At 68.0% G+C, this 14,030-nt stretch carries 15 protein-coding genes; 14 read left to right on the plus strand and 1 reads right to left on the minus strand.

Annotation, left to right across the window (positions count from 1 at the left end; translation table 11 throughout):
* Positions 1–93: 93 nt before the first annotated feature.
* Positions 94–1,698, minus strand: coding sequence for a tetratricopeptide repeat protein (locus B4920_RS13495; protein ID WP_079435211.1), 1,605 nt, complete (start codon positions 1,696–1,698; stop codon positions 94–96).
* Between the two features lie 311 nt (positions 1,699–2,009).
* Here B4920_RS13495 and B4920_RS13500 point away from each other — a divergent pair, with 311 nt between their 5' ends.
* The 14 genes from B4920_RS13500 (at position 2,010) to B4920_RS13565 (ending at position 14,026) form a co-directional block, all read left to right on the plus strand.
* A complete protein-coding gene (locus B4920_RS13500) occupies positions 2,010–2,996 on the plus strand; it encodes a thiamine pyrophosphate-dependent dehydrogenase E1 component subunit alpha (protein WP_079435212.1) in 987 nt (328 codons plus the stop codon).
* Positions 2,993–3,988 (plus strand): alpha-ketoacid dehydrogenase subunit beta, encoded by a 996-nt coding sequence (locus B4920_RS13505; RefSeq protein WP_079435213.1) that lies wholly within the window; start codon positions 2,993–2,995, stop codon positions 3,986–3,988. Before B4920_RS13500 ends, B4920_RS13505 begins: the two co-directional genes overlap by 4 nt.
* A 78-nt stretch (positions 3,989–4,066) precedes the next feature.
* Entirely contained in the window at positions 4,067–4,297 is a 231-nt protein-coding gene (locus B4920_RS13510; protein ID WP_079435214.1) for a biotin/lipoyl-containing protein, read from the plus strand.
* A complete protein-coding gene (locus B4920_RS13515; RefSeq protein ID WP_079435215.1) occupies positions 4,297–5,064 on the plus strand; it encodes a 2-oxo acid dehydrogenase subunit E2 in 768 nt (255 codons plus the stop codon). Before B4920_RS13510 ends, B4920_RS13515 begins: the two co-directional genes overlap by 1 nt.
* A gap of 21 nt (positions 5,065–5,085) precedes the next feature.
* Complete coding sequence (locus tag B4920_RS13520; RefSeq protein WP_079435216.1) at positions 5,086–5,883, plus strand: SDR family NAD(P)-dependent oxidoreductase; 798 nt, start codon at positions 5,086–5,088, stop codon at positions 5,881–5,883.
* A 169-nt stretch (positions 5,884–6,052) separates the two neighbouring features.
* Positions 6,053–6,883, plus strand: a complete 831-nt coding sequence (locus B4920_RS13525) for a TetR/AcrR family transcriptional regulator (protein WP_079435217.1) — start codon at positions 6,053–6,055, stop codon at positions 6,881–6,883.
* A 120-nt stretch (positions 6,884–7,003) separates the two neighbouring features.
* On the plus strand, positions 7,004–7,237 hold the full coding sequence (locus B4920_RS13530) for a type II toxin-antitoxin system ParD family antitoxin (RefSeq protein WP_254050933.1): 234 nt from the start codon (positions 7,004–7,006) through the stop codon (positions 7,235–7,237).
* Positions 7,234–7,554, plus strand: coding sequence for a type II toxin-antitoxin system RelE/ParE family toxin (locus B4920_RS13535; protein WP_079435219.1), 321 nt, complete (start codon positions 7,234–7,236; stop codon positions 7,552–7,554). Before B4920_RS13530 ends, B4920_RS13535 begins: the two co-directional genes overlap by 4 nt.
* Before the next feature lie 112 nt (positions 7,555–7,666).
* Complete coding sequence (locus B4920_RS13540) at positions 7,667–8,098, plus strand: Zn-ribbon domain-containing OB-fold protein (protein ID WP_079435220.1); 432 nt, start codon at positions 7,667–7,669, stop codon at positions 8,096–8,098.
* Positions 8,099–8,117: 19 nt separating this feature from the next.
* On the plus strand, positions 8,118–9,269 hold the full coding sequence (locus B4920_RS13545) for a thiolase family protein (protein ID WP_079435221.1): 1,152 nt from the start codon (positions 8,118–8,120) through the stop codon (positions 9,267–9,269).
* Between the two features lie 44 nt (positions 9,270–9,313).
* On the plus strand, positions 9,314–10,711 hold the full coding sequence (locus B4920_RS13550; RefSeq protein ID WP_079435222.1) for an SRPBCC family protein: 1,398 nt from the start codon (positions 9,314–9,316) through the stop codon (positions 10,709–10,711).
* Positions 10,708–11,739: an NADP-dependent oxidoreductase gene (locus tag B4920_RS13555; RefSeq protein ID WP_079435223.1), complete on the plus strand. Its 1,032-nt coding sequence runs from the start codon at positions 10,708–10,710 to the stop codon at positions 11,737–11,739. Before B4920_RS13550 ends, B4920_RS13555 begins: the two co-directional genes overlap by 4 nt.
* Complete coding sequence (locus B4920_RS13560; protein WP_079435224.1) at positions 11,736–12,941, plus strand: acyl-CoA dehydrogenase family protein; 1,206 nt, start codon at positions 11,736–11,738, stop codon at positions 12,939–12,941. The genes B4920_RS13555 and B4920_RS13560 overlap by 4 nt, the downstream gene beginning before the upstream one ends.
* Positions 12,938–14,026: an acyl-CoA dehydrogenase family protein gene (locus B4920_RS13565; RefSeq protein WP_079435225.1), complete on the plus strand. Its 1,089-nt coding sequence runs from the start codon at positions 12,938–12,940 to the stop codon at positions 14,024–14,026. The genes B4920_RS13560 and B4920_RS13565 overlap by 4 nt, the downstream gene beginning before the upstream one ends.
* Positions 14,027–14,030: the final 4 nt, after the last annotated feature.

The raw sequence follows: 14,030 nt of genomic DNA on the forward strand, positions 1-14,030 counted from the left end.
GTCTCGTTAGCGAACGGGTGCGGGGGGCCGGCTGGCCACACTGGCGGCAGTCCCGATGGAGGCCATCATCGGCAGGTCAACGGGAAACTGCAATCAAGTTTTCCACTCGACGCGAAGTTGTTCCAGGGCGGCGCTCAACGCCTTCACCGGGGCGTTCCAGTCGCCCCGCCGGGGCTGGCGGAACAGGCGGCTGGCCGGGTACCAGGGACTGTCCGCGCGTCCGCGCAGCCAGCGCCAGTCGGCCTTGAAACAGGGCAGCAGGATCCAGCAGGGCCGTCCGAGGGCGCCGGCCAGGTGGGCGGTGGCGGTGTCCACGCTGATCAGCAGGTCGATACCGGCAAGCAGGGCCGCGGTGTCGGCGAAGTCGCCGATGACGGGGGCGAGATCGCCGATCGGCTGGGCGGCGGGGAAGGGCGAAGAGTGGCCGACCTGAAGACTGAAGAAGCGGACGCCATCGACGGCCCACAAGGGCGCCAGGGTTTCCAGGCCGGGCAGGGAGCGGTCGGCATCGTTGGCGTGGCGGGGATTGCCGCGCCATACCAGGCCGACCCGCAACTCGCCGGGGCCGGCGGCGGCCTCCAGCACAGGCAGCAGCCGTTGCATGCGGGCTGGATCGGGGCGCAGATAGGGCACCGTGGCGGGGATCGTGTCCAGCGTCGTGGCCGCGTGCAGCGGCAGGCTCAGCAGCACCGTCCAGTAGTCGTGCTGCTTGAGCAGGGCCGGGACCTCGCTGTGGTCGACCACCCGGTCGGCGCCGGCCAGGCCCGCCATCAGCGCGGCGAGGGCCGGCCGGCAGGCCAGGGTGACCTGCGCGGCGCCACGGGATTTCAGCCAGAGCAGGTAGCGGCAGAACTGGATGTCGTCGCCGTAGCCCTGTTCCGGCAGGACGAGGATCGCCTTTCCGTCCAGCGCCTCGCCCTGCCACTGGGGCAGGCCGGCGCTGCCGCATGCATCGCGGCAGTAGGCGCCGTGGGTCAGCAGGCGTCCTTCGTGCAGCGGCCAGCCTTCGGCGAGGCGCCCGTGGGCCAGCAGCAGCTGCCCCAGGTTGGCCTGGCAGCGCGGGAAGTCCGCCTGCAGGGCCAGCGCACGGCGGAAGGCCGCTTCGGCGTCGGCATGGCGTTCCAGGTCGGTGAGCAGCACGCCGAGGTTGCAGTGGGTGGTGGCGAAGTCCGGCTGGTGGACGAGGGCGGCGCGGTAAAGGGCTTCGGCCTCGGTGGCGTGGCCGCCGCGGGCGAGGAGGTTGGCCAGATGATTGAGGACCGGGGCCGAGTCCGGCGCCAGCGCGGCGGCGCGGCGCTGGTGGCGTTCCGCCTCGGCCAGGGCGCCGCGCTCCTCCAGCAGCAGGCCCAGATTGGTGTGCAGGTTGGCGTCGTCCGGCAGTAGCGCCAGGGCCTGCTGCCAGGCAGCCTCGGCGTCGTGGACGGCGCCGCGGCGCTGCAGCGCGATGGCGAGGCCGTTCCAGGCCTGGGCGTGTTCCGGCACGAGGTCCACCAGGCGGCGCCAGTACAGGGCGGCGTTCGCGTCGTCGCCGAGGCGGGCGGCGCTGTCGGCAGCGATCTCCAGCAGGTCGGGGGCGTCGTGGCACAGGCTCAGGCCCATCCGGGCGATGCGCAGCGCGTCGCCGGGATGGTCGTCGAGCAGGGCCAGTCCGGCCTGGCTGGCAAACAGCGTGGAGGGGGTGGAGTCGGGCTGGTGCATGGCCGGCGCGTCGGGCGCTGTGCGCGGTGTACGTGGGTATGGCGAGGATAGGAACTTGCCGGCGGGCTGCCAAGCAATCCAGCCGTTCGTTTTCGGTGGATTTGAAAACAAATAAATTTGTTCTTTTGTTGGCTCTTGTCAAGTCAGAGCGCCGGGCGCCTGGAAAAAACCTCTTTCTGATCCCCTTGTGCCCCCCGATCACTGCCGATATACTGCAAAAAAACAAACGGGATTGTTGGTTTCTTTTCCGTTTGCCGGATGAGCCGCCGGTTCCATGGCCCCCAGTTACCAACCCAATCGAGAGGTAGGGCATGAGTGAAACGCAGCAACCCAGCAAGGCGGTCCTGCTGGACATTTACCGCATCGCCACGCTGATCAAGCGTGCGGACGACCGCTTCATCGAGCTGATCAAGGCCGGCCAGATCGCCTCGCCGTATTACTCGCCGCGGGGCCAGGAGCTGATCCCGGCGGCGATCTCGGTGAACCTCAAGGCCAGCGACTACGTGGTGACCACCTATCGCGGCATCCACGACCAGCTCGCCAAGGGCATTCCGCTGAAGCCCTTCGTCGCCGAACTGCTCGGCCGCGCCACCGGTACCTGCAAGGGTAAGGGCGGGCCGATGCACGTGACCCACGTCGCCTCCGGCCTGCCGGTGACCACCGGCATCGTCGGTGCCGGCCTGCCGATTGCCAACGGCCTGGCCTGGGCGTCGCAACTCAAGGGCACCGACCAGGTCACGGTGGTGAACTTCGGCGACGGCGCGTCCAACATCGGCGCCTTCCACGAAGCCCTCAACCTGGCTGCGGTGTGGAAGCTGCCGGTGCTCTTCGTGTGCCAGAACAACGGTTACGCCGAGCACACCAAGTACGAATACGGCACCGGCGCGGCGACCATCGCCGACCGGGCGATCGGCTACGGCATCCCCGGCGTCGAGGTGGACGGCAACGACGCCGTCGCCATGTGGCAGGCCGCCAGCGCCGCGGTGGCCCGCGCCCGCGCCGGCGAGGGCCCGACCCTGCTGGAAGCCAACACCTTCCGCTTCCGCGGCCACCTGATGGGCGACGACAGCCACTACATCGCCAAGGACGAGATGGCCGCTGCCATCGCCGCCGATCCGCTGCCGCGCTTCCGCGCCTGGCTGATTGCCCAGGGCCACGCCAGCGACGGCCAGCTGTCCGACATCGAGGCCACCAACGCCGCCGCCTTCGAAGAGGCCGTCGAGTACGCCCTCGCCAGCCCTTATCCCGATGTGTCCGAACTCGCCAAGGATGTCGTTGCCGAGGGAGCCCAAGCATGACCACCGCAGCCCAGAAAAAGATGAACACCGCCCAGGCCATCAACCTGGCCCTCCATGACGCCATGGCCCTCGACGAATCGGTGGTGGTCCTCGGCGAGGACATCGCCGACCGGGAAGGCGGCGGGGTGTTCAAGTGCACCGCCGGCCTGTCCACCAAGTTCGGCACCGGCCGCGTCAAATCCACGCCGATCGCCGAGCAGGCCATCGTCGGCGCGGCGGTCGGCGGCGCGTTGGCCGGCCTGCGCCCGGTGGCCGAGATCATGCTGATGAACTTCACCACGGTGGCGATGGACCAGATCGTCAACCACGCCGCCAAGCTGCGTTTCATGACCGGCGGCCAGACCCACGTGCCGCTGGTGATCCGCACCACCACCGGCGCCGGCTTCGGCACCGGCGGCCAGCACGCCGACTACCTGGAAGCCTGGTTCGCCCACACCGCCGGCCTGAAGGTCGTCGCCCCGGCCACCCCGGCGGACGCCTACGGCCTGATGCTGTCGTGCATCTTCGACGACGACCCGTGCATCTTCATCGAGAACCTTCCGCTGTACTTCGTCCCCGGCGAAGCGCCGGAGCCCGGCGTTCGCGTGCCGATCGGCAAGGCCAGGATCGTGCAGGAAGGCAGCGACATCACGCTGATCAGCTACAGCAAGACCCTCCACGACGTGATCGGCGTGGCCAGGGAGCTGGCCAAGGAAGGCATCGCCGCCGAGGTCATCGACCTGCGCACCATCTCCCCGCTGGACATGGACACCCTCCTCGCCTCGGCCCGCAAGACCGGCCGCGTGGTGGTGGCCCACGAGGCCCAGGTGGATTTCGGCGTCGGCGCCGAGATCTCCGCGCGCCTGCACAAGGAACTCTTCGGCCAGCTCAAGGCCCCGGTGGCGCGGGTCGGCGCGGCGCGCTCGCCGGTGCCCTTCTCCAAGCCCCTCGAAGCCGCCTTCGTGCCGACCCGCGAACGCATCCTGGCGGCCATCCGCGAAACCCTCAACTAAGCCCCGTGGGGTCGAATTCATTCGACCAAAGCCCGCACCCAACCCGATCAAAAAGACAGAACAGCAAAGGACAACATCATGGCAACCGAAATCATCCTCCCCAAGCTCGGTTTTTCCGTCAATGAGGCCATCCTGACCGAATGGATGGTGCCGAACGGCGGCGCCGTCGAGAAAGGCCAGCTGCTGTACACGATGGAGAGCGAGAAGTCCGTGCAGGAAGTCGAGGCCCCGGCCGACGGCACCCTGAAGATCATCAAGGAAGCCGGCGAGACCTACGAGGTCGGCACCGTCATCGGCGAGCTGGTGTGATGAGCGCCAAGCCCGAGGCTCCCGCTGCGCCGGCCTGGCCGGCCAGCCTGCCGCCGATGCCGGTGATGGACTTCGGCCTGTTCGGCGAGGTCGAGACCGTGCCGCTGCCGCGCCACCAGAAGCTGGTGGCGTCCTTCCTGGCCCGCAACTGGGCGCAGATCCCCCACGTGTTCCACCAGGACGAGGCCGAAGTGCCCGGGCTGGATGCGGCGCGCAAGGCCATCAGCGCCGGGTCCGGCGTGAAGGTCACCCAGGTGGCCTTCCTGGTCAAGGCGGCGGTGAAGGCGCTGCAGGCCTTCCCGCGCTTCAATGCTTCGCTGACGCCGAACGGCGACGGCCTGGTGATGAAGCGCTACTTCCACATCGGCATCGCCGTGGAAACGCCCAACGGCCTCGTCGTGCCGGTGATCCGCGACTGCGACAGGAAGAGCATCCCGGAGATCGCCGCCGAGCTGGCCGAGAAGGCCGAGCGGGCCCGCGGCAAGGGCCTGCCGATCACCGAGATGTCCGGCGGCTGCTTCACCATCAGCTCCCTCGGCAACCTCGGCGGCACCGGCTTCACGCCGATCATCAACGCACCGGAAGTGGCCATCCTCGGCGTCACCCGCACGGTCGAGCGCCTCAAGCGGGTGGATGGCGAGGTGGTCGGCGTGCCGGTGCTGCCCCTGTCCCTCAGCTACGACCACCGGGTGATCAACGGTGCCGACGCGGCCCGCTTCACCCGCTGCATCGCCGACGCGCTGGCCGATCCGGCGGCGCTGGCCTGAAACCACGATAAGGACAACAAGATGACGACCCACATTGAGGCAGGAACCCTCCTGCAACGCTTTTCCCTGGAAGGTCGGGTCGCCCTGGTGACCGGGGCCGGTTCCGGCCTGGGCGAGCGCATGGCCCACGTGCTGGCGGCGGCTGGCGCCAAAGTGGCCTGCGTGGCGCGCCGCGTCGAGCGTGTCGAGGCGGTCGCCGCGGCGATCCGCGACGCCGGCGGCCAGGCCATGGCCTGCCGCATGGACGTTGGCGACCAGGCCACCATCGGCGCCGCGCTGGACGCCATCGAGCAGCGCTTCGGCAGTCCCGCGCACATCCTGATCAACAACGCCGGCGCCACCGATCCGACGGCCTTCCACCAGATGAGCGAGGCCCAGTGGACCTCGGTGCTCGACGTGAACCTGTCGGGCCCGTTCTTCGTGACCCAGGCCGTGGCCCAGCGCCTGATCGCCGCGGAGCAGGGCGGCTCGATCATCAACATTGCCTCCATCCTCGGCCACCTGGCGTATCCCAATTTCATCAACTACGGTACGACCAAGGGGGCGCTGATCCACATGACGCGCTACATGGCGCTGGACCTGCTGCCCCACGGCATCCGCGTCAATGCGATCGCACCGGGCTATTTCCCGAGCGAGATGACCAACCCGTTCTACGAATCGGAGGCCGGCAAGAAGGAGATCGCCCACCTGCCCGCCAAGCGCCTCGGGCGCCTGGAGGAACTCGACGGCCCGTTGCTGCTCTTGGCCAGCGAAGCGTCGTCGTACATGAACGGCAGCGTCTTGACCGTCGACTATGGACACTCGGTTCGCTTGTCGTAGAATCCTCGCCGGAAAACCTGCTGAAATAAATACATAACACGCGTTTTCCCCGGCAGCAGCCGGGGGCGCAGCAGAGGGCAAAAGGGCGCTCCACCTTGCTTCGGAGCGCCCTGGCGCTTCACGACTACGCCGGACCGGCGGCAACTGCCCGGATCTGGGGGATACCTACATGACTGAAGAAAACAAACCGGAATCTTTGCTGAGCCCCGAGGCTCCGCCGGTACGCAAGATCGTCCGCCCCAAGCGCGACGCCGCCCGCTCCAAGGCGGCCGGCGGCACCTGGCAGGCCGAAAAGAGCCAGGCCACCCGCAACCAGATCCTCGAAGCCACGCTGCAGTGCCTCGTCGAACTCGGCTACACGCAGACCACCACCGAGAAGATCGCCCAGAAGGCCGGTGTGTCCCGTGGGGCGATGACCCACCACTTCAAGTCCCGCGCCGACGTCTTCGAGGCCGCCGCCGAGTACATCACCGACCTGCGCGCCGCCGAATACGAGGACGCCTGCCGGCGCATCCGCCTGCCGGAAGGCGACCTGGCTACCTACGAGAGCATGCTCGACACCCTCGAGATGCTGCAGAAGTACTACTACGCGCGGCCGTCCTTCATCGCCCTGCAGGAGCTGCAGCGTGGCGCCCGCACCGACAAGGACCTCGCCCGGGTCATGCAGCCCCTCGAGAAGGCCCTCGACGACAAGAAGAACGCCAGCATGCTGAAGCGCTTCCCGTTCTGGGCCGACTACCCGCAGACCGGCGAAGTGCTGCGTGACTTGTTCTTTCATTCCCTGAAGGGCGTCGCCGTCAACCCGACCCCCTACATGCAGGGCGATCGTCTGCACCGCCTGCACAAGCTGCTTGCGTCGGTGGCGATGGTGGAGTTCGAGAAAGCCTACGAGGCGGTGCACGGCACCAAGATCCCGCCGCAGGCTGCTGCTGCAGAACCCGAGCCTGCCGCCGCGTCGGCACCTAAGGCCCGGCGGACGAAGAAGGTTGCCGCAGACTGAGTTGTGGGTTTGCGGACCGGAGCAAAAGGGCCAACGGCATGCCGCTGGCCCTTTTGCCATTGGGGCCTCCTGTTCCTTGCCAAATTTTGCCAGGCGACCTAAATTGGCTGGATGAGCACGATGAATATTTCCCTGCCTGACGCCCTGAAGACATTCGTGGATGAGCAGGTCGCCCAGCGCGGCTATAGCACGAGCAGCGAGTACGTGCGTGAATTGATCCGCCGGGATCAGGATTGCCAGCAGCTGCGTGCCCTGTTGCTCGAAGGGGCCGCATCGGAAACGGTGGGGCCCGCGGATGCCGGGTATTTTGCGGGCTTGCGCGAGCGGATCCGCAAGGCGGGCCCGCGGGAGTGAGCGACAAGCCAGTGGTGCCGCGCAAGCGGGCCCACGAGGACGTCGAGGAAGCCCTGGACTACTACCTGCGTGAAGGGGCCGAGCAGGCGGCACTCGGGTTCGTCGATGCGCTGGAGGCGGCCTACGGCCAGATCGGTCAGCACCCCGAGATCGGGTCACCTCGCTACGCGCACGAGCTCAACCTGCCTGGTTTGCGCTGCTGGGGGCTGACGCGCTACCCCTACTTGGTCTTCTACATCGAGCGGAATGACCATATCGATGTGTGGCGGGTGCTCCACGGCCACAAACACCTTCCCGACTGGCTGCAGTCGGTCTGAGCATCCACCTGCCTTCCCCAAAGAAATCCATTTCCCTGTTGTCCCCAGCAATTTCTTTCCTGTACCATAACAAACAGAATTGATTGTTTTATACAAATACGAGGCCGGTCCGATGATGCTGGATACCCCCAAGAAACTTGCCTGTCCCGAGCTGCTCGACCTGGCCGGCGGGCGCCTGGCCTTGCTGGGCAGCCGCTGCCGTGCCTGCGGCGAGGTGTACTTCCCGGCCAGCCATGGCTGCACGCGCTGCTGCGCCACCGACATGGAGCCCTACCGCCTGGGCAGCGAAGGAACGCTGTGGTCATGGACGATCCAGGGTTTCCGGCCCAAGGCGCCCTACAACGGCGGCGAGTCCGAGGCGGACTTCCGGCCCTACGGCGTCGGCTACGTGGAGATGCCGTCCGGCGTGAAGGTGGAAAGCCGCCTGAGTGTCGCTGACCCGGCGCTGCTCGCCATCGGCATGCCGATGATCCTGACCCTGCAGGCCTACCGCCAGGTGCCCGGCGAGGCGCCGGTCTACACCTACGCCTTCGCCCCCGCCTGATTTCCCGGAGATTCCCCGCATGGACAACGAAGTTGCAATCATCGGCGTCGGCCTGCATCCCTTTGGACGCACCGACGCCCTGTCCGGCCAGCAGCAGGGCGCCTACGCGGTGCGCGAGGCCCTCAAAGACGCCGGCATCGAATGGAAGGACGTCGGCGTCGCCTACGGAGGCAGCCAGGACGGTGGCAACGCCGACGCGCTGTCGAACCACCTGGGCCTGACCGGCATCCCTTTCGTGAATGTGGCCAACGGCTGCGCCACCGGCGGCTCGGCGCTGGCCAGCGTGATCGCGGCGATCCAGTCCGGCGTCGCCGAGATCGGCGTCGCGGTGGGCTTCGACAAGCACCCGCGCGGCGCTTTCAACCCCAGGCCGAAGGACTGGGGGCTGGAGGACTGGTACGGCGAGACCGGCCTGATGCTGACCACCCAGTTCTTTGCGCTGAAGACCCAGCGCTACATGCACGAGCACGGCATCGGTGAGGAGGCGCTGGTGCGCATCGCCCAGCGGGCCTTCCGTAACGGCGCGCTGACGCCCCACGCGTGGCGCCGCCGCGAGCTGTCGTACGCAGAGATCGCCGAATCGATGCCGGTGAACCTGCCGCTGCGCAAGTTCATGTTCTGCAACCCGGCGGAAGGCGGCGCGGCGCTGGTGCTGTGCAGCGCCAAGCATGCCCGTAAATACAGCGCCAAGCCGGTGATCGTGAAGGCCGCCGTGATGCGCACCCGCCACCACGGCTCCTTCGAGGTCTTCAACCCGGGCCTGGCCGCGCAGCAGTCGCCGGCGCCGACGGTGATGGCCTCCCGCGCCGCCTTCGAGCTGGCCGGCGTCGGGCCGCAGGACATCGACGTGATCCAGCTGCAGGACACCGACAGCGGCTCCGAGTTGATCCACATCGCCGAGAACGGCTTCTGCGAGCACGGCGAGCAGGCCCACCTGCTGAAGAACGGCGACACCGACATCCACGGCCGCCTGCCCATCAACACCGATGGCGGCTGCCTGGCCAACGGCGAGCCGGTGGGCGCTTCGGGCCTGCGCCAGGTCATCGAAATCTGCACACAGCTGCGCGGCCAGGCCGGCGCGCGGCAAGTGCCGGGCACGCCCCGGCTCGGCTACACCCACGTCTATGGCGCCCCCGGCGTCAGCGCCGTGACCATCCTGCAGGCCGGCTGAAACCGGCCGGCCCACACAAAAGAGAAACGGACGGAGACAAAGACATGAACAAGCCCAGCGAAAAATTCGAGATCCTGCCGCAGGAACAGGGCGGCGACCCGGGTGTCTTCCAGCAGCTCCTCAAGCAGGAGACGGTGCCGGTGCCCGACTACCTGGCCCCCCACAACCCGGGCTTCGGCGACGCCGACCTGTCCGTCGATCGCTACGCCTCGGCGGCCTTCCACCGTCTTGAAGCGGAAAAGATGTGGCCGAAGACCTGGCAGTTCGTCGGCCGCGAGGAGCAGATCCCGAAGGCCGGTGACCACCTGGTGTACGACATCGTCGACAGCTCCATCATCGTGATGCGTGGCGACGATGGCGTGATCCGCGCCTTCCACAATTCCTGCCTGCACCGCGGCCGCGCGCTGCGCATGAACGGCGGCACCGTCGGCCAGCTCAAGTGCCCCTACCACGGCTTCACCTGGGATCTGCGGGGCAAATTGGCCAGCATCCCATGCGCGTGGGACTTCAAGCATCTGGAAGGGCAGAACAACGACTTGCCGCCGGTGCGCGTGGACAGCTGGCTCGGCTTCGTCTTCATCAACCTGGACGAGCATGCCCAGCCGCTGAACGACTACCTGGACGCGCTGCCTGAGCACTTCCGCGACTACGCCTTCGAGCGCTCGGTGATCGTCGCCCATGTGCAGCGTCGCGTCGAAGCCAACTGGAAGGTGGCCCAGGAAGCCTTCATGGAGTCCATGCACGCCCGCGTGACCCACCCGCAGCTGCTCACCTTCACCGCCGACTGCGACAGCCAGTACGACATGTACGGCGACAACATCAGCCGCAGCGTCACGCCGATGGCGGTGCCCAGCACCCACACCCGCGGCGTCGTCGAGCCGCTGGTGCTGCACGACATCCTCGAGGAATCCGGCCGCATGGCCGACTCCGACGGCAGCGCCCACACCCTGCCCGAAGGCCAGACCGCCCGCCAGTACATCGGCGAACTGAACCGGCGCATCTTCGGCGAAGCCTCCGGGCGCGACCTCGCCCACGCCACGCTGGCCGAGCTGCAGGACGCCATCCTGTACTCGATCTTCCCCAACACCCAGATCTGGTCCGGCTACTGCGGCAACATCGTGTATCGCGTGATTCCCGACGGCAACAACCACGAGAGCTGCATCTTCGACGTGATGCTGCTGTGGCGCCACAAGGAAGGCGAAGTGCCGCCGCCGCCGGCCAAGCTCAACCGCTTGCCGGACGACCAGCCCTTCTCGGCGGCGCCGGAGCTGGGCGCCCTCGGCCCGGTGTTCGACCAGGACATGCGCAACCTCGGCGCGATGACCAAGGGCCTGCGCGCCTCCAAGAAGGGCACCGTGAGCCTGGCCAGCTACCAGGAAAGCCGTATCCGCCACCACCACGAGACCCTCGACAAGTACCTCGGGTTGGGAGCGGGCAAGTGAACGCGCCCCTCGACACCCTCAATGTCCAGTGGCGGCTCGTCAGCCGCCCGACTGGCGAGGTCGGCCGCGAGCACTTCGAGGTGACCCGCGCGCCGATCCCCGAGCCCGGCCCCGGCGAGGTGCGAGTGCGCAACCTGTACCTGCTGATCCCGCCGTCCATGCGCCTGTGGATGAACGCGAAGGAAACCTACTTTCCGCCGCAGCCGCTGGGCGAGGTGATGACCGGCATCACCCTCGGCATCGTCGAGTCGTCCCGCGATCCGTCGCTGGCCCCCGGCGACTACGTGAATGGCCTCGGTGGTTGCCAGGTGTGGTCGGTGGCGCCGGCCGGCCAGCTGCAGAAGGTCCGCCCGCGGCCGGGTGTGCCGCTGGCCGCCTACCGCTCGGTGCTCGACGTGCAGGGCCTCACCGCCTACTGCGGCCTCACCGAGATCGGCCAGCCCCAGGCCGGCGAAACCCTGGTGGTGACCGCCGCCGCCGGCAGCGTCGGCTCCCTGGTGTGCCAGATCGGCCGGAAGCTCGGCCTGAAGGTGATCGGTATCGCCGGCGGTGGCGAGAAGTGCGGCTGGCTGCGCGACGAGTGTGGCATCGAGCACGTCATCGATTACAAGTCCGAGGACGTCGCCGCGCGCCTCGACGCGCTGTGCCCGGAGGGCATCGACATCGTCTATGAGAACGTCGGCGGCCCGGTGATGGACATGCTCATCGAGCGCCTGCGCTTCAAGGGCCGCGTCGTGCTGTGCGGGCTGGTGTCCAGCTACAACGGCGGCGTCACCCAGAACACCGCGTCGTTGATGACGCTGGTGAACAAGGCGGCGCGCATGGAGGGCTTTCTGGTCAGCGAGTACCTGCACCGCCACGAGGAGGTGGTCGGCATCCTGCAGGAATGGGTCGCCACCGGTGCGCTGAAGTACCAGATCGAGGTGCTGGATGGCCTGGACTCGATGGTCGAGGCCATCGGCCGGGTGTTCCACGGCAAGAACCGGGGCGTCCAGCTGGTCAGGATTTCCGACGAGGAGGCACGATGAGCCCGGCTCCGCTTTCCGAACTGAGGGCGCGGGCCGACAGCCTGCGCCAGGCGGTGCGCGATTTCCACGCCACCGTGATGCCTGTCGACCTGCGCGACAAGTCGCACCGCCACCAGGTGCTGTCCAAGGACGACTACGTGCGCTGGATGCGCCTGCTCGACCAGCAGGGCTGGTCGGTGGCCCACTGGCCGGAGGAATATGGCGGCAAGGGCTGGTCGCCCCTCGAGCGCTTCGCCTTCGAGGACGAGCTGGCGCGCCTCGGCTGCCCGTGGGTGATCCCCTTCGGCGTGAAGTACGTCGGCCCGGTGATCTACGCCTTCGGCAGCGACGCCCAGAAGCAGCGTTTCCTGCCCGGCATCAAGACCACCGAGGAGTTCTGGGCCCAGGGCTATTCTGAGCCGGGCGCCGGTTCCGACTTGGCCGGCCTGCGCACCACCGCCATTCGCGACGGCGATCACTACGTGGTGAACGGCCAGAAGGTATGGACCACCTACGCCCAGTGGGCCGACTGGCTGTTCTGCCTGGTCCGCACCGACAAGGACGACAAGCCGCAGAGCGGCATCTCCTTCCTGCTCATCGACATGAAGAGCCCCGGCGTGAAGGTCGTGCCGATCCGCACCATGGACGGCTACGCCCACGTCAATGAGGTATGGCTGGAAGACGTCAAGGTGCCGGCTGAAAACCTGATCGGTGAGGAGGGCAAGGGCTGGACCTACGCCAAGTTCCTGCTCAAGAACGAGCGCACCGCCGGCGCCATCGTCGGCTGGGCCTGGCATGTGCTGGACCGCCTCAAGCGCCACGCCCGCGAGAGCGTCGTGAATGGCCTGCCGCTGATCGAGCAGCCGCTGCTGCGCCACCGCCTCGGCGAGTTCGAGCTGCGCTTCCTGGCTCTCGAGCTGGCTGCCTACCAGGCCGTCGAGGCCATGTGCGACGGCAGCGAGAGCGGCAGCGAGGCCTCGCTGATCAAGATCCGCGGCACCGAGCTGTACCAGGAGGTCATGGAAACCCTGGTGGAAGCCCTCGGCGCCGCCGGCGTGGCCTGCGACGTGGAGGCCCTGCACAGCGCCGGCCTGCCGCCGCTGGGGCCGGACGACGCCGGCGGCATCCTCAAGGACCATTTCTATAACCGCGCTGCGACCATCTTCGGCGGTTCGTCGGAGATCCAGCGCAATATCGTTGCCAAGGTGGTGCTGGGGCTATGAGTACCGATCTCGAAACCATTGGGATGTTGCGCGACAGCGCCGCCCGTTACGCCGACGACAACTACAGCTTCCACCAGCGCTGGAGCGTGCTGGCGCGCCCCGAGGGCTACAGCCCGCAGGCGTGGAGCGACTTGGCCGAGTTCGGCTTCCTGGCCCTGCGCCTGCCCGAAGACGACGGCGGGCTGGACGGCGATGCGGTGGCGGTGGGGGCGATAATGGAGATCGTCGGCGCCCGCCTGCTGATGGAGCCGGTGCTGGCCAGCGCGGTGGTCGCCACCGGCCTGCTGCTCAAGCTCGGTTCCGCCAGCCAGAAGGCGGCGCTGCTGCCGCGCCTGGCCGACGGTTCGCTGATCCTCGCCTTCGCCGATGAGGACGAAGCCGGCAACGCCTGCGTCTTCGACGGCAGCCGCCTCATCGGCGGCAAGCTCGGCGTGCTGCATGGCGACGTGGCCGGCGAGCTGCTGGTGTCGGCCCGCGATACCGCCGGCGCGCCGGTGGTACTGCGCGTCGGCGCCGACGCGGCTGGCGTGAGCCGACGCGGCTACCGGCTGGTGGACGGGCGCGGCGCGGCGCGCTTCAGCTTCGACGGCGCGCCGGCCGAGCTGTTGCAGCCGGAGTCCGGCCTCTCCGCCGCGGCGGCGCTGGCCGAGACCCGCGACGAGGCGGCGGTGGCCCTGTGTGCCGAGAGCCTCGGCATCGTGCGCAAGCTGGTGGAGATCACCACCGACTACCTGAAGGTGCGCAAGCAGTTTGGCCGCGTCATCGGCAGCAACCAGGCCCTGCAGCACCGCATGGTGGATTGCCTGCTGCTGCAGGAGGAGATCCGCGCGCTGACCGCCGCCGCCCAGCAGGCGCTGGCCGGCCCGGCGGCGGAGCGCACGCGCATCGTCAGCGGCGCGCGCGCCTATGTCGTCCATGCCGCCCGCAAGGTGTGCAACGAGGCGGTGCAGATGCACGGCGGCCTGGGCGTCACCGACGAGCTGGACGTCAGCCACTATTTCCGCCGCCTGATGGTCAATGCGGCGCTGTTCGGTAACCGGGATGTGCATTTCACGCGCTTCACCGATGCCGCGCTGGCCCGCTGAGGAG

The organism is Zoogloea sp. LCSB751, from assembly GCF_002028455.1.
GTDB lineage: Bacteria > Pseudomonadota > Gammaproteobacteria > Burkholderiales > Rhodocyclaceae > Zoogloea.